We start from the raw sequence: 19587 nt of genomic DNA, 5'->3' as shown, positions 1-19587 counted from the left end.
CCCGTCCTCTATGAAACCTTTACAGATTGCCCTTCTCGGCGCGGGCACCGTCGCCAGCGGTGTGGTCAAGGTGCTGGCGCGCAACCAGGAAGAGCTGCAGCGACGCGCCGGGCGCGGCATTGCCATCGCGGCGATTGCCGCGCGCAACCCCGACAAGGCGCGCGCCGCTTTAGGGGACGCTCTGCCCATCACCACGGATTTCATGGCGTTGGCGACCCGGCCCGACATCGACATCGTGGTCGAACTCATGGGGGGCATCAGCCCGGCGCGCGAGTTGGTGCTGGCGGCCACCGCTGCGGGCAAGCATGTGGTCACCGCGAACAAGGCATTGCTGGCCATGCACGGCAACGAAATCTTCGCCGCGGCACAGGCCAAGGGCGTGATCGTGGCCTTCGAGGCGGCTGTGGCCGGCGGAATTCCCATTATCAAGGCGGTGCGCGAAGGGCTGGCGGGCAACCGCATCGAATGGGTCGCGGGCATCATTAACGGCACCACCAATTTCATCCTGTCCGAGATGCGCGACAAGGGGCTGGATTTCGCCACCGTGCTCAAGCAGGCGCAGGCGCTGGGCTATGCCGAGGCCGATCCGACCTTCGACATCGAGGGCGTGGACGCGGCGCATAAAGCGACCATTCTCTGCGCCATCGCGTTCGGCGTGCCGGTGCAATTTGACAAAGCCTATGTCGAGGGCATTACCGCGCTGCAGGCCGCCGACATTCGTTACTCCGAGCAACTCGGCTACCGCATTAAGCTGCTGGGCATCACCAAAAACACCGGTGAGGGCATCGAGTTGCGCGTGCATCCCACTCTGATACCGGCCACACGTCTGATCGCCAATGTCGAAGGCGCGATGAATGCGGTAGTGGTGCAGGGCGATGCGGTCGGCCCGACGCTGTATTACGGCAAGGGCGCGGGCTCCGAGCCGACGGCCTCTGCCGTCATCGCCGACCTGGTGGACGTGACCCGGCTGCACACCGCCGATCCCGAGCACCGCGTACCGCATCTGGCCTTCCAGCCCGATGCGATGAGCGACTTGCCCATCCTGCCGATGGATCAGGTGGTCACCGCCTACTACCTGCGCCTGCGCGTGGCCGATCAGACCGGGGTGCTGGCCGACCTCACGCGCATCCTGGCCGATGAGGGTATTTCCATCGACGGCCTCATTCAGCGCGAAGCCGGGGAGGGCGAGCATCAGACCGATCTCATCATTCTCACGCATGACACCGTCGAGGCGCGCATGAATGCGGCCATCGGCCGCATGCAGACCCTGCCCAGCGTGCACGCGCCCATCGTGCGCATTCGCAAAGAGGAGTTGCGCTGATGCGTTATCTGAGTACCCGCGGCGAGTCCGCGACCCGAGGTTTTTCCGACATCCTGCTCGAAGGGCTGGCGCCCGATGGCGGGCTCTATCTGCCCGAAAGCTATCCGCAGATCGATCGCGCCACGCTGGCGCAATGGCGCGGGCTGTCTTACGCCGATCTGGCGTATGAAATCCTGTCGCGTTTCATCACCGACATTCCGGCGGACGATCTGCGCGCCCTCATCGCCAAGACCTACACGCCCGAGGTGTTCGGCGGCCACGCCGAGATCGTGCCGCTCAAACCGCTGAAAGGCGATCCGGGCATGGCGCTGCTGGGCTTGTCCGAAGGGCCCACGCTGGCGTTCAAGGACATGGCCATGCAGTTGCTCGGTAATCTGTTCGAGTACGCGCTGGCCCGCCAGCACAGCGAGCTCAATATTTTCGGCGCGACCTCGGGCGATACCGGCAGCGCGGCCGAATATGCCATGCGCGGCAAACGCGGCATCCGCGTGTTCATGCTCTCGCCCTTTGGCAAGATGAGCGCGTTTCAGACCGCGCAGATGTATTCGCTGGCCGACGCCAATATCCACAACATCGCGGTGCAAGGCGTGTTCGACGATGCGCAGGACATGGTCAAGGCCGTCTCCAACGACCTCGACTTCAAGCGCCGCTGGCGCATCGGCACGGTCAACTCCATCAACTGGGCGCGGCTTGCGGCGCAGATCGTCTATTACTTCGCCGGTTACTTCCAGGCCACGCGCAGCAACGACGAGCAGGTGAGCTTCACGGTGCCGTCGGGCAACTTCGGCAACATCTGCGCCGGGCATGTGGCGCGCATGATGGGTCTGCCGATCCGCAAGCTGGTGCTGGCCACCAACGAAAACAACGTGCTCGACGAGTTCTTCCGCACCGGCGTCTACCGTCCGCGCAAATCGGCGGAAACACATCACACCTCCAGCCCATCGATGGATATCTCCAAAGCCTCGAACTTCGAGCGCTTCATCTTCGATTTGCTCGGGCGCGACGCTTCGCGCGTGCACGCGCTGTTCGCGGGCGAACTGTCGAGCAAGGGCTTTTTCGACCTCTCGGCCGACCCGGCGTTTGCCAGGATTGCGACCGACTACGGCTTCGCCTCGGGCAGCAGCACCCATGCCGACCGGCTCGCCACCATCCGCAGCGTGTGGCAGGGCAGCGAACGGTTGATCGACACCCATACCGCCGACGGCGTGAAGGTGGCGCGCGAGCACCTGGAGCCGGGCGTGCCCATGCTGGTGCTCGAAACGGCGCTGGCCGCCAAGTTCCCCGAAACGATTCAGGAAGCCGTGGGCACCTGCCCGCAGCGCCCGGCCGGGCTCGAAGACCTCGAACGCCGCCCGCAGCGCTTTGCCGTCATGCCGGTCGAGGTGGAGGCGGTGAAGTCCTACATTGCAATGCACTGCGGCGCGGGGCTGGCGGGCTCCTGATGAAGGTCGTCGGATTTGCCGGGTTTTCTGGCAGCGGCAAGACCACCTTGGTCGAGGCGCTGGTCAAGCGGTTCGTGCAACAGGGGTTGCGGGTGTCGGTGCTCAAACACGCGCATCACCGCTTCGAGTTCGATCATCCGGGCAAAGACACCTGGCGGCACCGCGAGGCCGGCGCGTTTGAGGTGCTGGCCGCATCCGACCGCCTGATCACGCTGCAGCGCCGTCTGCCAGAGCCGCGAGAGCTTGGGGCGCCCGAGCTTTTGCCCATGCTCGATCCAGCCGCTGACTGGGTGTTTGTCGAAGGCTTCAAGCAGGCCCGGCTCCCCAAGGTTGAAGTGTGGCGCGCCAGTACCGGGCGGCCTCTGTGCTACCCCGAGGATGCGCAGGTTCTCGCCATCGCCACCGACTCGCCGCAGCAACTCCCGCAGCCTGCCCCTGCCGCCGTCCTCGACATCAACGACCCGGCTGCCGTGGCCGACTGGTTGACGGACAATGCCCCCAAATTCGAGTACCAGCCATGACTGCACCAGCTTCGCCCCTGATCGATCCCGATGTCGCTTTGCAGCGTCTGCTGGCCGCTGCGAGCGCAATCAGCGAGACCGAGACGCTGCCGCTCTCGTCCGCTCTTGGTCGGGTGTTGGCGCAAGAGGTGCGCTCCACCATCGACGTGCCCCCGGCTGACAACACCGCGATGGACGGCTACGCCTTGCGCAGCGCCGATGTGCCTGCCGCGGGCACCTGCCTGCCGGTGAGCCAGCGCATTCCGGCCGGCGCCGTACCGCAGCCCCTGCAGCCGGGAACGGCGGCGCGTATTTTTACCGGCGGGCTCATTCCACTGGGCGCAGACGCCGTGGTGATGCAGGAACAATGCGCCGCCGAGGGTGATGCGGTGCGCATCAACGCGCAGCCCAAGGCCGGTGATTGGGTGCGGCGACGCGGCCTGGATGTGGCGGCTGGCAGTGTGGTGCTCGCAGCCGGGCAACGGCTGCGGCCGCAGGATCTCGGGCTGGCCGCTTCCGTGGGAGTGGCCTCGCTGCGAGTGCGTCGCAAGCCGCGCGTGGCGATGCTGTTCACCGGCGACGAACTCGCCATGCCTGGCGAGCCGCTGCGCCCCGGCGCCATCTACAACTCCAACCGCTTTGTCATCCGCGCCCTGCTGGAAACTGCGGGATGCGAGGTGACCGATTTCGGCATCGTGCCCGATCAGCTCGAGGCCACCCGCGCCGTGCTGCGCCAAGCCGCGCTGGGCCACGACCTCGTGGTGTCCACCGGGGGCATGTCGGTGGGCGAGGAAGACCACGTCAAACCCGCGGTGCAGGCCGAAGGCGCGCTCGATCTGTGGCAGATCGCCATGAAGCCCGGCAAGCCGCTGGCCTTCGGCCATCTGCGCCGCAGCGAAGAACAGGGCGAAGCCGCCTTCATCGGTCTGCCCGGCAATCCGGTGTCGAGCTTCGTGACCTTTCTCCTTTTTGTGCGGCCCTTTTTGCTCGCCTTGCAGGGCGCAGGGCAAACCGCCATGCAGACGCTGCCGGTGCGCGCCGCGTTCGATTGGCCCAAGCCGGACAGGCGCCGCGAATATCTGCGCGTTCGGCTCAACGCGCAAGGCGAGGCCGAGCTGTTTGCCTCGCAGAATTCCGCGGTGCTCACCTCGACCGTCTGGGCCGACGGCCTGGTGGACAACCCGCCGCAGCAGCCCATAGCCCGTGGCGATGTGCTGCGCTACCTTCCGTTTTCATCCTTGCTTCAGGGCTGACCCATGCTCGTTCAGATTCGGTATTTCGCCAGCGTGCGCGAAATCGTCGGTGTGTCACAAGAAACGCACGACCTGCCCGAAGCGGTGCTCACCGTGGGGCAGGCGCGCGACTGGCTGCGGGCGCAGGGCGGGCGCTACGCACTGGCCTTGGCAGCAGAAAAGCCGCTGCGCATGGCGTGCAATCAGCTCATGTGCGACGGTGACACAGCGCTGCAGCCCGGCTGCGAAGTCGCGTTTTTTCCGCCCGTCACCGGGGGTTGAGCCCATGGAGCCGATCACCATTCGCATCCAGACCGAGCCGTTCGACCTTGGCGCAGAACTGCAGGCGCTGCGGGCTGGGCGGCTGGACGTGGGCGCGATCGCCAGTTTTGTCGGGCTTTGCCGCGATCATCATCCGGGCGTTTGCGACCCCGGCCATGTGCAGGCGATGGAACTGGAGCATTACCCCGGCATGACCGAGCGCGCCATTGCCGACATGGTGCATGAGGCACAGGCGCGCTGGCCCTTGCTGGGTGTCACGGTGATTCACCGCGTGGGCCGCCTGCTGCCGGGCGACGACATCGTGCTGGTGCTGGTGGCCAGCGCCCACCGCGTCGCGGCCTTTGCCGCCTGCGAATTTTTGATGGATTACCTCAAAACCCAGGCGCCGTTCTGGAAGAAGGAAACCACGCCCGAGGGCGGCCAGTGGGTCGATGCCCGAGAATCCGACGACGCCGCGCTGCGCCGTTGGGGCGTCGAGTCCGACAACGCCGGCTGAGCATCCCTGGGTTGCCCTCGGGTTGACCCGCTAGGCGCTCGATGTCCCATCGATTACACCCGGATACATCGGGGTTCGCGAGGGGATGTCATGCAAGCCACAAGACGACAGGTATTGATCGCAACGCTCTGCGCGGTGTCCAGCGGCGCGGCAAACGCCGCTGGACAGCTGGTGCAAACGCCCTACAAGGCGCCGATGAAAGTGGTGTTCGAGTTTTACCTCGACGACCCCGCAACCCTTTCCAATGCACTGTTCTGGGTGCGCTCGGTGTTCAACACGGTGCAGGCCTCGCCCTATGACTTTTCGCCCGAAGATGTGCAGGCCGTCGTGGTGCTGCACGGCACCGAGATTGCCGCCACCGTTATCCGCAATCAGGACCGTTATCGTGAAGCCGTCGAGCGCATGCGCTATTACGCGCAGATGGGCGTGAAGTTCAAGGTGTGCGGACAGGCGGCGCACGATTTCGGCTACACCCCGGCGGATTTTCTGGATTTCATCGAAATCGTGCCCAACGCCATGACCGAGTTGATCTATTGGCAGCAGCAGGGTTATGCCCTGATTATTCCGCGCATCCTGATCAAACGGGAATCGACCGAACAAATCCGCTGATTTTTTTGCTCGCACTCAGTAAAAACCCTCACGAACGCTCGTTCGTTTTCTCCTGCTTGCGAATGACACATTCGGATACCCGAATTTGTAAACGGCTGGGCTAATCTCCGACAGGTCAGCGCACTGGCGATGGATGCCGGTGAAAAAACCGAAGGTTGGCCGCCCCTGGCGCGTCAGCCGAGCCTGGAGACCCGTTCCATGTCCACACCCAAAAAACTGGGGCCGCTGCAGTTCATTCTGCTGGCGATTCCCTGCGTTGCCGTGCTCGCCATTCCCTACTTCAACAAGCTGGAACCCAGCGCGTTCGGCATTCCCTTCTTCTACTGGTGGCAACTCGTCTGGGTGCCGCTGTCCGGGGTTTTCATCGCCATCGTCTACAAGATGGTCGTGCCGTCTGGAAGCGGAGACTGACGCCATGAATGTCGTTGCCACCGTTGTTTTTGTCGCGTTGTTTGTCGGTATCGCGGTTCTGGGATTCGCCTCGGCGCATTGGCGCAAGGGGGATATGAATCATCTGCATGAGTGGGGGTTGGGCGGGCGACGCTTCGGCACCTGGATCACCTGGTTCCTCATCGGGGGCGACCTCTACACCGCCTACACCTTCGTGGCCGTGCCCGCGCTGGTGTTCGGTGCCGGGGCGCTGGGTTTCTTTGCGCTGCCTTACACCGTGCTGGTGTATCCCATGGTGTTCGCCATCTTGCCGCGTCTGTGGATCGTGGCGAAAAAGCACAACTACATCACCGCGTCCGATTTCGTCGCCGGACGCTACGGCAGCCCGGCGCTGGCGCTGGCGATCGCGGTGACCGGTATCGTCGCCACCATGCCCTATATCGCGCTGCAGCTCGTGGGCATTCAGGTGGTGATCGGCGGGCTGGGTTTTTCCACGCAGGGGCTGATGGGGGATGTGCCGCTGGTCATTGCCTTCGTCATTCTGGCCGCGTTCACCTATACCAGCGGGCTGCGCGCCCCGGCGTCCATTGCGGTGGTGAAGGATCTGCTGGTCTACATCACGGTGATCGCGCTCATCATCGTGGTGCCGTACAAGCTCGGCGGTTTCGGCAACATCTTCGCCGCCATTCCGAAGGAGCATCTGCTGCTGCCGCCGGTGAAAGACGGCAACCTGGGCCTGCAGACGTTCTATCCGACTTTGGCTTTTGGTTCGGCGCTGGCGCTGATGCTGTATCCGCACGCCACCACGGCCGTGCTCTCGGCCAAGGGCCCCAACACCCTGCGCCGCAACTGGGTGTTCCTGCCCGCGTACTCCTTCATGCTCGGCCTCATCGCGCTGCTCGGTTATATGGCCTATGCCTCGGGCATTGCCAAGCTGCCTGATCTGGCGCCTTACTTCAAGCAGTACGGCCCGCAGTTCGCCATGCCGGGTTTGCTGCTGCACTACTTCCCGAGCTGGTTTGTCGGGGTGGGTTTTGCGGCGGTGGCGATTGGTGCGTTGGTGCCCGCGGCCATCATGTCGATCGCAGCGGCCAACCTGTTCACCCGCAATATCTACAAGCCTTATATCAATCCGAACTGCAGCACGCGCAAGGAAACCGAGATGGCCAAGCTGGTATCGTTGCTGGTCAAGTTCGGTGCGCTGCTGTTCATCGTGTTCCTGCCGCTGACCTATGCCATTCAGCTCCAACTGCTGGGCGGTATTCTGATTTTGCAGACCCTGCCGGCCATCGTATCGGGCATCTACACCCGCTGGTTCGACGCCAAGGCGCTGCTGCTGGGTTGGGCGGCGGGTCTGGTCTGGGGCGTCTGGGCGGCGTCGCTCAGCGGCTTCAAGGCCTCGGGCTATGGGCTGCACATTGCGGGCTTGGTGATTCCGGCTTACATCGGCTTGTACGCCCTGGTGATCAACTTCGTGGTCGCCATCGTCGCCACTCTGGTCATCGGAGCCTTGGGCATGGCCAACAAGCAGGATGCAACCGTGGCCGCAGACTACGCGGGCTAACGACATGAGACAAGTTTCTGCTCCCTGAAGATCGCACGCCGGATGGTTGATTCCGGCCGAACGCGACGGTAGCGCCAAGGGCCGACAGCAGTCGGCCCTTGGTTTTTGTATGCTGCGCACTCACCCCGGAGATCCCCCATGCTGCTCACCGCCATCCTGCTGCTCATTGCCTCGCAACTGCCCATCGTCGCGGCGGGCAAGGCCAAGTCGGGCACTTTTCGCTCCAAAGAAAACCGCTACGACAACAACGAGCCCCGGCTCTGGATGGAGCGGCAGACCGACCCACGCAGACGCCGTGCCAACGCGGCGCAGGCCAACAGCTTCGAGGCCTTGCCCTTTCTGTTTGCGGCGGCCTTGTTTGCCCTGTATCTGAAAGCGCCGCTGGAACTGATCAACGGCCTGCTGATCGCCTGGCTGGTGTTGCGCGCGATCTATTTGTGGTGCTACCTCAACGACCGCGCCTCGTTGCGCTCGGCGGTGTGGGGGCTCGCGCTGCTGGTCAACATCGCCCTGTTGTTTGCCCCGTTCTATGGATAAACCGGTCGCTTCAACACAGCCTGCGCGCAGTGCGCTCGACGGCCTGCGTGTGCTCGAACTCGGCAGCCTGATCGCCGGGCCGTTTGCCACCCGGCTGATGGCCGAGTTCGGCGCGGACGTGATCAAGATCGAGTCGCCGGCACGCGGCGATGATCCGGGCGGCGACCCGCTGCGCAGTTGGCGCAAGCTGCACAAAGGCGAGTCGCTTTGGTGGACCGCGCAGGCGCGCAACAAACGCTGCATCACAGTCAATCTCAAACACCCGCAGGGTCGCGACATCGTGCTGCAGCTCGCGGCGCGGGCCGATGTGGTGGTGGAGAACATGCGTCCCGGCGCACTCGAAAAGCTCGGCCTGGGTTGGGACGACCTGCGCGCCGTTAACCCCAGTCTGGTGATGGTGCGCATTTCCGGCTTCGGTCAGACCGGGCCGATGCGCCTGCAGCCGGGCTTCGGCGCCATTGCCGAGGCCATGGGCGGTATGCGCTATGTCACCGGCGACCCGGATCGTCCGCCCATGCGCGCCAATTTGTCGCTGGGCGACTCCATCGCTGCGTTGCACGCCACCATGGGCGCGCTCATGGCGCTGCGCCACCGCGACGCCACTGGCGGGCGGTGGAACGGGGAGCAGGGCGGCGAAGGGCAGATGGTCGATGTGGCGCTGACCGAGAGCGTGTTCAATCTGCTGGAAAGCACGCTGATGGAATACAGCTACGACGGCACGGTGCGGCAGCGCACGGGAACGAGCATTCCGGGCATCACGCCGTCCAACGTCTATCGCAGCAAGGGCGGCGAGTGGGTGCAGATTTCGGGCAATGGCGATGCGATTTTCAAGCGGTTGATGCTGGCCATCGGCCGCACCGATATGGCCGAGGATGCCGGGCTGGCGCGCAATCCAGGCCGCATGGCGCGCGCCGACGAAATCGACGCGGCCATACAGCAATGGGCGGCGGGACAAGAGCCCGAAGCCATCGTGCAGGCCATGCGTGCGGCCGAGGTGCCCGCCACCCGCATCTACAGCATTGCCGATGTGGCGGCCGATGCCCAGTTTCGCTCGCGCGGCATGATCGAGCCGCACGCTCTGGCAGACGGCACGCCGGTCGATTTGCCCGCGCCCGCGCCTCGCTTGTCAGCCACACCCGGCGCCACGCGCTGGCTCGGCCCGGCGCTGGGAGCGCATACCGATGAGGTGCTGGCCGAACTGGGTCTGGACGCCGGACAGATCGCCGCGTTGCGACAGGACGGCGCGGTCTGATCGCGTATCGCGCTTACTGCTGCGCGACGTCGATCAGTTTCTTGTCCCGCGTCTGCACGCTGTAGTGCAGTTCTTTGCGCTGACGCTCGGCGACCTTGACAGGCTGGCGCACGATGTTGCGGCGCTTGACCTGCGGTTTGCGTTCGGCCACCACGCGCCGTTTGACCACCTTACGCTCGGCCACGATGCGCCGCTCGTCCGCCTGGCGCTCAGCCACGAAAATGCGCGGGGTGTGCGTGACGTAAATGGTCACGAACTGCCCTTTGCGGAAAATGCCGCGCTCGGTCGTGCGGTTCCACTGCGCCACTTGCAGCGGGCTGAGGTGATAGCGGTGCGCTACGCCCTGCACCGAGTCGCCATATCGGCCGACGCGCAGCACCATGCGACGCCCCGGCGGGGCTTCGGGCGCAAAGGCCAGCACCGCATTTTCGGCGACGGCCGCGCTGACGTTTTTGTTGCTGCCGTCATCCGCCTTGGGAATCAGCACGGTCGAACCGGCCCGGATGAGCTGCCGCGCCGGAATGTCGTTGGTCTCGCGCAGCACGGCTTCGCTGACCTTGAGGTCGCTCGCCAGTTGCATCGGCGACTGAGTAGCTTTGACGGTGTAGGCCGTCCAGGTGGACAGCGGGCCGTTGTAAGCCTGCAGCGCTTGCGCAAAGTGCGTGGCGTTGTCGTAGGGCAAGAGAATGCGCGGGTTCGTCGCCCCCAGGATCACCGGCTTGGTGTAGGAGGGGTTGAGCGAGCGGAACTCGTCGGGCGTCAGCCCGGCCAGTTTGGCAGCCAGCGACACGTCGATATCGCGCGTGATGGTGACCGCCTTGAAGTAGGGATGATCGGGAATATCGGGCAGGGTGATGCCGTATTTGCTCGGATCGGAAATGATGTCTTTCACCGCCTGCAGCTTGGGGTAGTAGTTGCGGGTTTCGTTGGGCATGCGCAGGTCTTGGTAATCGACCGGCAGGTTGTGCGCCTTGTTGTAGGCAATGGCGCGCTGCACACTGCCTTCGCCCCAGTTGTAGGCCGCCAGGGCGAGCTGCCAGTTGCCGAACATGTTGTAGAGGTTCTGCAGATAGTCGAGCGCGGCGTTGGTCGAGGCCAGTACGCTGCGGCGATCATCCTGGAACATGTTCTGCTTGAGGTTGTAGTGCTTGCCGGTGGACGGTATGAACTGCCACATGCCCACAGCGTGGGCCACCGAGCGCGCGTCGGGGTTGTAGGCGCTCTCGATAAAAGGCAGTAGCGCCAGCTCGGTGGGCATGCCGCGCTTTTGCACTTCCTGCACGGTGTAGTAGAGGTATTTGCGCGCGCGCTCGGTCATGCGGGCGACATAGTCGGGCCGGGTGGTGTACCACTGCGCGGCCTGCGCCACCAGCGGGCTGTCCATATTGGGAATGGCGAAACCGGCGCGGATGCGTTGCCAGATGTCGTTGTACTGCGGGGTGATGTCTTTGGTGTCGTCTTGCAGCGCCGTTTGCTCTGCGGGAGTGACGGCGCTGCTGCCGACCACCTCGGCCTTGAGCGGCGTGCCGGGTTCAGCGGTTGCGGAAGCTGCGGCGGTAGAACTGCTGGGCGGTGAGGTTAGAGACAAGGCTGCGGTTTTTTCGGAGGGAGGGACGGCGGCGCATCCGGCGGCCATTGCGACCATTGCACCCAAAGCCCAAAATCGCAGTCGTCTCAGTTGCCGCATCGGTTCTCACCCCTTGAAATCGTTTTTCCACTCTCGCAGCCAGGCCAGCGCCTGCACCGCGTCCCCGGGCTTTTGGCCCTTGTGCTGCTCCAGCGCCTGCAGCACGCCGGGCTGGTCGGTGCGCAGGAACGGGTTGATCTGCTTCTCCAGGCCGATATGGCTCGGCAAGGTGGGCAGCCCTTTGGCGCGCAAGGCCAGGCACCGTTTCTGGTGCGCCACCACCGCCTCATTCAGGGGATCTGCAGCCCGTGCGAATTGTAGATTAGAGAGGGTGTACTCGTGGGCACAATTTACTGTCGCATTTTCAGGGAGTTGCGACAGTTTGTTTAAAGAATGGTGCATCTGGGCCGGAGTTCCTTCAAACAGACGACCGCAGCCTGCGGAAAACAGCGTGTCGCCGCAGAACAGCGACGGCGGCTCCTCACCCTGCAGCGCGGTGGCCACATAGGCGATATGCCCCAGGGTGTGGCCCGGCACTTCCAGCACCTCCAAACGCAGGGGCCAGCCCGTCGGCGAGCACACATCGCCCTGGCGCATGGCCTGCGTGCGTGCGGGAATGGCCTCGGCGGCTGGCCCCCAGACGGGCGGCTCAGCGGCGGGGTGCTTCGCCTGCCACCACTGCAGCAACTCGCGAATGCCGCCCACATGGTCGCTGTGATGGTGGGTGACTAGAATGCCGCGCAGTTCCAGGCCGCCCCGTTCCAGGGCGCCAATCACCGGCGCGGCGTCGCCCGGGTCGACCACCAAAGTGCGCGGATCGTTCGCGTCGGGCCTAATCAACCAGATGTAGTTATCGCGAAAGGCAGCAAGCGCTTCTGTATGCATGGTGACTCCGATCTGTGGCCGTTGATGAGCCTGCAGCACTGGTTGCAGACGCCTCCTGGTCGCTACGCCCTGGCTTGGGAACAGAGCCAGATCGACCGCGTGGTGACCGACATTTTCGGCTATCACGCGTTGCAACTCGGCAATCCGGCTTTGCAGGGGCTGGCGCACAACCGCATGCCGCATCGCTGGCTGGCGCTCGACGGCGCCGAGTCGGCCCAGCCCGATTTGCCCGGCGTGCGCCCGGCCTGCCTGTTGCCCGAGCATTACGGCGGCGAGCCGGTCTATGCCGAGCCCGGTCTGGTGGACGCAGTGGGCTTGGCGGCGGAAAACGCACAGCTACCCCCCGAGCCACAGCCCGCCGACGCCCACGCCATTCATACCGAGCATCTGCAATGCGACTTCACCGCGCTGCCGTTTCCCGCCCAATCGCTCGATCTGGTCGTGCTGCCGCACACCCTGGAGTGGGTGGACGATCCGCACGCCTGCCTGCGCGAAGTGGACCGCGTGCTGGTGCCCGGCGGGCAGATCGTCATCAGCGGCTTCAACACCTGGAGCCTGTGGGGCATGCGACAACTGGTCGGGCGCGTGGGCGGCGGCTGGTATCTGCCTCAGCACGGCGAATTTCTCGCCCCCCGCCGCGTGCGCGACTGGCTGCGGCTGCTCAGCTTTGAAGTCACCCAAGGCCGCTTCGGCTGCTACCGCCCCGCGCTGTGCTCGCCGCTGTGGCTGCACCGCTGGCGCTTCATGGACCAGGCGGGAGACCGCTGGTGGCCCGTGTTCGGCGCGGTGTATTTTCTTGCGGCGATCAAGCGCGTGCCCGCCATGCGTCTGGTCGGCAAGGTGGAAATGCGTACCCAGCGTCGCGCCGTGGCGCTGCGACCCATCGCGCAGCGCCAGGCGAAAACAAAAATCTGAACCCTATGACCAGCGAATCCGACAACGAGATCATCATCTACACCGACGGCGCCTGCAAAGGCAACCCCGGCCCTGGCGGCTGGGGCGTGGTGCTGCGCAGCGGCGCCCATGAAAAAACCCTGCACGGCGGCGAGCCGCAAACCACCAACAACCGCATGGAACTGATGGCCGCCATCATGGCGCTCGAAGCCCTCAAGCGCCCCAGCCGCGTGCTGCTGCACACCGATTCGCAATACGTGCTCAAGGGTATGACGGAATGGATCGTCGGCTGGAAGCGGCGCGGATGGACCACCGCCGACAAAAAGCCGGTGAAAAACGTCGATCTGTGGCAGCGCCTGGAAAAAGCCGCCGCGCCCCACACCCTACGCTGGGTGTGGGTGCGCGGCCACACCGGCGACCCCGGCAACGAACAAGCCGACGCCCTGGCGAACCAGGGCGTGGAGGCGGCGGAGCGGGGGTAGGTCACTGCGCCGCCACGCCCATTCACTCGACTGAAAGTCGAAACTTCATCGGTGTTTCTGAGGGGTCTTTGGCGAAGTCCGGGGATGCCGGTGAAAGGGCCGACGGGAATTTGAGGCGCTTTGCCAGTAACGGTGTTGCCGTCTGCAGGTTTTCCATGGCTTGCATGACGCTGCCCGCCCCTTTGAGATAGAAGCGCTTGAGCGCCGTCTTGGCCGCCGAGTTCTTGGATCGGTCGCAGACGTCCTCCACAAAACCGGGCCAGTTGGAGCGATCCATCAAGGCCGTACAAACCGAGATGGAAATGGACAACGGCCGGGCTGCATGCCACCACAGCATGGGAATAAAAATAGTCTGCCCGGGCTTGAGCACGGCGCGGTAGGCCGTGGCTTCGGCTATGCGCGGAAAGCGGCTCAGATCCGGTGCGGCCGGGTTGTCCACCTGTGACCAGTTTTTCTGGCCGGGGCGCGGGTAGAGCTTGTCGCCGTCCTCGGGTGGAAAGAGATAGAACTCCTTGTCGCCGTAGATTTCGGTGATCTGCGCGTGGGCGTGTTCCAGGTCGTAATGCATCACCGGAAACTTGCTGCCCACGCCCCCCATGAGCAGTTTGAGAAAGCCGTCGGGACGGCGCCAGCGCTCGGGCATCAGCGGGCTCGCATGGCGACCCGCAAAGGCGTAGGCATTTTGCGGACGGAGATCGGCCAGCAGTTGCGGCAGGTGATCGTGGATGAACAGGCGATAGAGGTAAGGCCCCGGCGCATCGACGGTCGATGCCTCGACGGCATCGACGAAGTCGCGCATCGCCATGCGTTTGGTGTAGGACACCTGCACGGTTTGGTCGCCGAACTTGTCGCGGAAATATCCGGGCGTCCAACGGCCCAGCGCTGGCCACTCCCGCACCGAGTCGGCGATGACCACGGGCCGGTTCTTGCGAACGTACTCGTGCAGGAACTCGTTGTAGGGCAGGTCCTGTGCCTGCACCACGTCGATGGCGAGGGGCGGGCGGGTTTGCAGTGGCTGGGCGCGTGCGCGATCAGGTCCACCTCCAATCGGTGTGGCTTGCTGCATGGTTTGAACTCCAGGAAATGTGCATGATGGGCAGCCTTCTTTGGGCGGCGTCAGTTTGCTGAGTGTGTCGAACTGCTGGTCTCTTTCCCGAACAGGCGCTGGAAGAGACTCTTTTTGCCACTGGGTGCGGCTTGTTCTGTTTTGTCGTATTCGAGGGCGATCTGCCGCAATGAATCGAACACGTAATGACGGGGGCCGAGGCGTTTTCCCGTTAATTTTTCCATGCGCGAGACGGCCTGCATGACCAGCAGCGAGTGGCCGCCCAGATCAAAGAAGTTGTCGTCGGGCTCGATATGCGGGGTGGCGAGTAGCTCGGCCCAGAGGGCGGAGAGTTGTCGCTCCGTCTCGGTTTGCAGGCCGCCTGCCGCAGGTGCGGCTGCGGCGGGTGCCCTTGGCGAAGCGACGGGCGATGCGGTCGAAGCCGGGCTGCTGACACTCACCGTGCCCCGCAAGGCGGGCAAATCCGCGAGCGCGGTCTCGGGGTGCGCGATGGCGTCGACGAGCAACTGGCTGTACTGCGCCATCCACGCCGCCACGCGAGGGGCCTCGAACACGTCGGTGTTGTAGGTCAACCCACCCATCACGCCGTTCGGGGTGTTGAGGAACCATAAGCGAACGTCCTCGGCTGCGGCAGGTTGATACACCTTGAGATTCTCCTGCACCAGGGTTCCCCAGTGGGTGTTTCGCTGTCGCACATCCTGATACGAGAAGAAGGCCTGATAGATCGGTGTGCGACTGTCGTCTCGCGGCGGACTAACTAAGCGCAATAGCTGCTCGAACGGTACGTCAGGAGCAGCATAGGAGCTCAGCATCACCTCGCGCACTTGCCGTACCAAGGAAGCAAACGATTGCGTCGGATCGGGGCGAATCCGCAGCGGCAAGGCGTTGACGAAAAAGCCCATCACCTTCTCCAGTTCCACCGTGGGCCGCCCGCGTACCGGCGTGCCGATGACCAGATCGGTTTGGCCCGATTGCCGCCATAGCAGCGCCGCGAAGGCGCTGAGCAACACCATGTAGGGCGTGGCGTTTTGCTGCAACGCGAATTGGTGCAGGCTGGCAAACCAATCGGCCGGGTGGCTGAACCAGTAGGTGTCGCCGCCACCGGTCATGCGCTTGGGGCGGGGGCGGTCTGCGGGCAGATTCAGCGGCGCGGGCAACGGGGTGAGTTGATCGCGCCAGTAGCCAAGTTGGCGCTGAAGATCGGGCGTTTCGAGCCATCGCCGCTGCCAGGCGGCGTAGTCGCCATAGGTGACGGGAAGCGGCGCCAGATCGGGCGCGCGGCCTTCTGCAAAGGCGGGGTAAAGCGCCGCCATTTCGTCGTAAATGAGATCGAACGACCAACCGTCCCAGATGATGTGGTGCGGCATGAAAAACAGCACATGGTCGTCTTCCGCCAGACGGTACAGCCCCAGTTTGAACAGCGGCAGTTCGCCCAAATCGAAGACCTCGGCGCTGCGGGCCTGCAGCCTTTTCATCAATTCGACCTCGCGGTCGGCAGGGGGCAGGGCGGAGAGGTCGTGAATCTCGCCCAGTTGCACAGTCAGTTCGGGGGCGACGATCTGCAGCGGCGCGCCGTCTTGCTCCACGATCACTGTGCGTAGGCTGGCTTGGCGTGCCACCATGGCGTTGAGCGCGCGTTCGAGGGCGACGACATCCAACGCCCCGCGCAGACGATGCGCGGAAGGGGTGTTGTAGGTTGGCAGCCCAGGATCGAGTTGTTCGAGGAACCAGATGCGCCCCTGCTGCAGCGAGGCGGGCGCGACGGTCTGCTCGCTGCGGTGCGCAATGGCTTCGACCTTGGCGCTATCGTCTTGGGCATGGGTGTCGATCCAGCGCGACAGACCGTCGATGCTGGGCGCATCGAAGACGGTGCGCATTTGCACATCCAGACCGGTTTGCTCACGCAGTCGCGCTGCTAGCTGCGCCGCCAGCAGCGAATGCCCGCCGAGGGAGAAAAAGTCGTCGTCGAGTGCCATGCCGGGCAGGCGCAGCACCTGCTCCATCACTGCGGCCACCCGCTTTTGCGTGGGCGTCTGCGGAAGTCTGCGCTCGGCCTTGACCGGCCCGCCGCCGCTGATAGGCGATGGCAGGCGCTTGCGGTCGATCTTGCCGTTGGGCAAGAGTGGAAGCGTCTGCAGCGCAACGATGTGCTGCGGAATCATGTAGGCGGGCAGGTCTTGCTGCAGATGCTTGCGCAACTGCGCGGGGTCCAACTCCACTTGCGCGGATCGGGGGACGACATAGGCCACCAGCCGGGCATCGCCCGGGGTGTCCTCGCGCACCATCGCCACCGCCTGCGCGACTTCGGGGTGATGGGTGAGGTGGGTTTCAATGTCGCCCAGCTCGATGCGAAAGCCGCGCAGCTTCACCTGGAAGTCGAGCCGCCCGAGGTGTTCGAGCTGGCCGTCGTTGCGCCAGCGGCCACGGTCGCCAGTGCGGTACAAGCGCGCGCCGGGTTCGGTGGGAAAGGGGTCGGGAACGAAACGATCCGCCGTGAGCGCCTCACGTTGCCAGTAGCCCAGGGCAACGCTGGCCCCGCCGATGTGGATTTCGCCGGGCACGCCAATCGGGCAAAGATTGCCGCGAGGGTCGAGCACCCACACATGGGTGTTGGCCAGCGGCGTGCCGATGGCGATGCCTGCGGCGCCGTCTTGCACCCGCCAGCAAGTGGACCACACGGTGGTTTCCGTCGGGCCGTACATATTCCACACCGCATCGCAACTGCGCTGCAACTGCGCGGCGAGGTCGGCAGGCAGGGGTTCGCCGCCGACCAGGGCTTTGAGCTTGCTATGGCCCGCCCAGTCTGCGCTGAACAGCAGGCGCCAAGTGCTCGGCGTGGCTTGCAGGGCCGTGACCGGGTGGGCTTGCAGCAGGTCGCGCAGGGCGAAGCCGTCGGCGGCTTGTTCGCGGCTGGCCAGCAGCACGGTGGCGCCGACGGAGAGCGGCAGCAGGAGTTCGAGTACGGCAATGTCGAACGACAGCGTGGTGACGGCCAGCAGCATGTCGCCGGACGTCAGGCCAGGGCGTTGGGCAACCGCGAGCAGAAAGTTCACCACGGCGCGATGCGGCAGCATGACGCCCTTGGGTTTGCCGGTGGAGCCCGAGGTGTAAATCATGTAGGCCAGCGAGTCGGGCGTGGCGTCGTGCTGGGCCTCTGCGGCTGGCGGGGTGTCGGGCTGGGCGGCGATTTCAGCGGCATCGCTGTCGAGCCACAGACTTTGCGCGCGCGGCCAGGGCAGAGCGTCGGCTGTGGTGGACTTGGCGATCAGCAGGGCGAGGTCGGCGTCTTCGGCCATGTCGGCCAGGCGCGAGGTGGGAAAGCTCGGGTCCAGCGGCACATAACCCGCACCGGCACCCAGAACACCCAGCAAAGCGGGCAGCATGTCGGCGTCACGGGGCAGGCACAGGCCGACGCGCGAGCCGCGCTGCACGCCGCGTGCGCGCAGTGCGTGGGCGATGCGATGCGCCTGCGCCCAGAGTTGGGCGTAGGTCATCGGGCTAGCGCCGCAGATTTGCGCGGTGGCATCGGGCGTGCGCGTGGCCTGCGCATGCAGCAGCTGGTGCAGCAGCAGGCCGGGAGGCAGCGGCGACGACGTGGCATTGAGTTGCGCCAGTTGCTGCCGGTCGGCGTCGGTGACGATGTCGATGGCGCCGAGCGCCGCATCGGGCGCGGCACAGAGATGCGTCAGCAAGGCTTGGTAGCTCGCCAGCCAGCGGCGCACGGTGGCTTCGTCGAACAGCGCGGTGGCGTATTGGCACTCGAGCCGAAGGCCGCCGTTGACCACGGGGACGGCATTGATGGACAGTTCGAAGTTCTCGGCCTGCCGCGGGTTGTAAACCGTACTGACTTGCAGATGGCCAAAGCTGCGCAGATCCATGGCCTGGTCGAGATTGAACATGACCGGGGCGAGCGGCACCCGCGATGGATCGCGTTCGATCAACAGTTTTTGCAGCAGGGTGCCGAAGGTGTAATGCTGGTGCTCGAAGGCATCGAGCACGGCCGATTGCACGGCGGGTAGCGACTGCGCCATCGGGGCGGCGGCGTCGGGCATCAGCCGCAAAGGCAGCAGATTGACGCCGTGGCCGACGACGGTTTCGAAACCCGGCAGCGTTTGCCCCGCGGCGGGTACGCCGACCACCACTTCATCATTGCCCGAAAGACGCTGCAACAACGCACCGAAGCTGCACAGCAGGGTGGAAAACAAGCTGGCGCCGGACTTGGCGCCGAGTTGACGCACGGCGCTCACCAAATTTGCGGGCAGCACATGGTCGATGCGCTTGGAGTCGAAAGCACGCGTGGCGGGCCGGGGGTGGTCGCAAGGCAGCTCGAGCACGGCGGGAATGCTGGCGTAGCGGTTCAGCCAGTACGCCTCATCGGCCTGATGTTCGGCGCTGCCTTGTCGCGCGGAAAGCGCTTGCGCAAACGAAGCGAAGCTCGCGGGCGCCTCGGGCTCAGGGGCTTCGCCCTTGCGGGCCGAGTAAAGCGCACCGATTTCGTCCACCAGGACGCCGAACGACCAGCCGTCGCAGACGATGTGGTGCGCGCTGAGCAGCAGGGCGATGTGATCGTCGCCCAGGCGTAGCAGGCGTGCGCGAAACAACGGCCCTTGTTGCAGATCGAAAGGCATGGCGACGGCCTGCGCGGCGGCTTGCTTCAGGGCGCTATCGCTTTGCTCGGAGGTCAGGCCGCGCAGATCGTCTGTGGGGATGTCGAGGTTCAAGCGCTCGGCGATGAGCAACTGTTCCCCATCGGCGCTGAGGGTGGCGCGCAGCGCGTCGTGGCGATCCGGCAGGGCGCGCACCGCGGCGCTGAGCGCTGGCAGATCGACCGCACCGCGCAGATGCAGGGTGATGGATTCGTTGTACGCCAGCGTGGCGCTGCTGCCGAGCTGGCAGGCCAGCCAGATTTCGCGCTGGGCTTCAGTGGTGGGAGCGACGCGGGCGACGGGCGCGGCGTCGGCGAAGGGGTCGTAATCGACCGCGGTGGCGGTGGAAGTGTCCATGGCTT

At 64.8% G+C, this 19587-nt stretch carries 17 protein-coding genes; 13 read left to right on the top strand and 4 right to left on the bottom strand.

What is annotated here, in order from left to right:
* Window positions 1-10: 10 nt before the first annotated feature.
* The 11 genes from B3H47_RS02065 to B3H47_RS02015 all read left to right on the top strand — a co-directional run bounded on the left by B3H47_RS02065 (window position 11) and on the right by B3H47_RS02015 (window position 9625).
* The gene (locus tag B3H47_RS02065; protein WP_286985721.1) at window positions 11-1321 is read left to right on the top strand and encodes a homoserine dehydrogenase; all 1311 of its coding nucleotides are present in this window, start codon (window positions 11-13) and stop codon (window positions 1319-1321) included.
* Window positions 1321-2763 carry a threonine synthase gene (thrC, locus tag B3H47_RS02060; RefSeq protein ID WP_286985709.1) on the top strand — a complete coding sequence of 481 codons (1443 nt, stop codon included), beginning with the start codon at window positions 1321-1323 and terminating at the stop codon, window positions 2761-2763. The genes B3H47_RS02065 and thrC overlap by 1 nt, the downstream gene beginning before the upstream one ends.
* On the top strand, window positions 2763-3284 hold the full coding sequence (mobB, locus tag B3H47_RS02055; RefSeq protein WP_286985703.1) for a molybdopterin-guanine dinucleotide biosynthesis protein B: 522 nt from the start codon (window positions 2763-2765) through the stop codon (window positions 3282-3284). Before thrC ends, mobB begins: the two co-directional genes overlap by 1 nt.
* Window positions 3281-4516 (top strand): gephyrin-like molybdotransferase Glp, encoded by a 1236-nt coding sequence (glp, locus tag B3H47_RS02050; RefSeq protein WP_286985700.1) that lies wholly within the window; start codon window positions 3281-3283, stop codon window positions 4514-4516. Before mobB ends, glp begins: the two co-directional genes overlap by 4 nt.
* 3 nt (window positions 4517-4519) lie before the next feature.
* Window positions 4520-4777, top strand: a complete 258-nt coding sequence (moaD, locus tag B3H47_RS02045; protein WP_013106358.1) for a molybdopterin converting factor subunit 1 — start codon at window positions 4520-4522, stop codon at window positions 4775-4777.
* Between the two features lie 4 nt (window positions 4778-4781).
* Window positions 4782-5273, top strand: a complete 492-nt coding sequence (gene moaE / locus B3H47_RS02040) for a molybdopterin synthase catalytic subunit MoaE (RefSeq protein ID WP_286985694.1) — start codon at window positions 4782-4784, stop codon at window positions 5271-5273.
* A gap of 90 nt (window positions 5274-5363) precedes the next feature.
* A complete protein-coding gene (locus B3H47_RS02035; RefSeq protein WP_286985693.1) occupies window positions 5364-5882 on the top strand; it encodes a DsrE family protein in 519 nt (172 codons plus the stop codon).
* Between the two features lie 198 nt (window positions 5883-6080).
* Complete coding sequence (locus B3H47_RS02030; protein ID WP_286985692.1) at window positions 6081-6293, top strand: DUF3311 domain-containing protein; 213 nt, start codon at window positions 6081-6083, stop codon at window positions 6291-6293.
* A gap of 4 nt (window positions 6294-6297) precedes the next feature.
* Window positions 6298-7836 (top strand): monocarboxylate uptake permease MctP, encoded by a 1539-nt coding sequence (gene mctP, locus B3H47_RS02025; RefSeq protein WP_286985691.1) that lies wholly within the window; start codon window positions 6298-6300, stop codon window positions 7834-7836.
* Between the two features lie 138 nt (window positions 7837-7974).
* Window positions 7975-8373: an MAPEG family protein gene (locus B3H47_RS02020; RefSeq protein WP_276730709.1), complete on the top strand. Its 399-nt coding sequence runs from the start codon at window positions 7975-7977 to the stop codon at window positions 8371-8373.
* A complete protein-coding gene (locus B3H47_RS02015) occupies window positions 8366-9625 on the top strand; it encodes a CaiB/BaiF CoA transferase family protein (protein ID WP_286985690.1) in 1260 nt (419 codons plus the stop codon). Before B3H47_RS02020 ends, B3H47_RS02015 begins: the two co-directional genes overlap by 8 nt.
* Window positions 9626-9638: 13 nt before the next feature.
* Here B3H47_RS02015 and B3H47_RS02010 read toward each other — a convergent pair whose 3' ends face one another.
* Both B3H47_RS02010 and gloB read right to left on the bottom strand, forming a co-directional pair.
* Window positions 9639-11213, bottom strand: coding sequence for a transglycosylase SLT domain-containing protein (locus tag B3H47_RS02010; protein WP_276730704.1), 1575 nt, complete (start codon window positions 11211-11213; stop codon window positions 9639-9641).
* 105 nt (window positions 11214-11318) lie between these two features.
* Window positions 11319-12137, bottom strand: a complete 819-nt coding sequence (gene gloB / locus B3H47_RS02005; protein WP_286985683.1) for a hydroxyacylglutathione hydrolase — start codon at window positions 12135-12137, stop codon at window positions 11319-11321.
* A 24-nt stretch (window positions 12138-12161) separates the two neighbouring features.
* Here gloB and B3H47_RS02000 point away from each other — a divergent pair, with 24 nt between their 5' ends.
* Window positions 12162-13052, top strand: coding sequence for a class I SAM-dependent methyltransferase (locus B3H47_RS02000; protein ID WP_286985906.1), 891 nt, complete (start codon window positions 12162-12164; stop codon window positions 13050-13052).
* A gap of 5 nt (window positions 13053-13057) precedes the next feature.
* Window positions 13058-13513 carry a ribonuclease HI gene (rnhA, locus tag B3H47_RS01995; protein WP_286985682.1) on the top strand — a complete coding sequence of 152 codons (456 nt, stop codon included), beginning with the start codon at window positions 13058-13060 and terminating at the stop codon, window positions 13511-13513.
* 22 nt (window positions 13514-13535) lie between these two features.
* Here the strand turns inward: rnhA and B3H47_RS01990 are convergent, their stop codons facing one another.
* Together B3H47_RS01990 and B3H47_RS01985 are read right to left on the bottom strand one after the other, a co-directional pair.
* A complete protein-coding gene (locus B3H47_RS01990) occupies window positions 13536-14579 on the bottom strand; it encodes a cupin-like domain-containing protein (RefSeq protein WP_286985676.1) in 1044 nt (347 codons plus the stop codon).
* Window positions 14580-14629: 50 nt separating this feature from the next.
* The gene (locus B3H47_RS01985; protein WP_286985670.1) at window positions 14630-19582 is read right to left on the bottom strand and encodes a non-ribosomal peptide synthetase; all 4953 of its coding nucleotides are present in this window, start codon (window positions 19580-19582) and stop codon (window positions 14630-14632) included.
* Window positions 19583-19587: the final 5 nt, after the last annotated feature.

It is taken from the genome of Thiomonas sp. UBA7699 (assembly GCF_002482605.1).
Classification (GTDB): Bacteria; Pseudomonadota; Gammaproteobacteria; order Burkholderiales; family Burkholderiaceae_C; genus Thiomonas; species Thiomonas arsenitoxydans.
The sequence above is the reverse complement of the archived record's forward strand: the minus strand, read 5'-3'. Positions and strand labels throughout refer to the sequence as shown.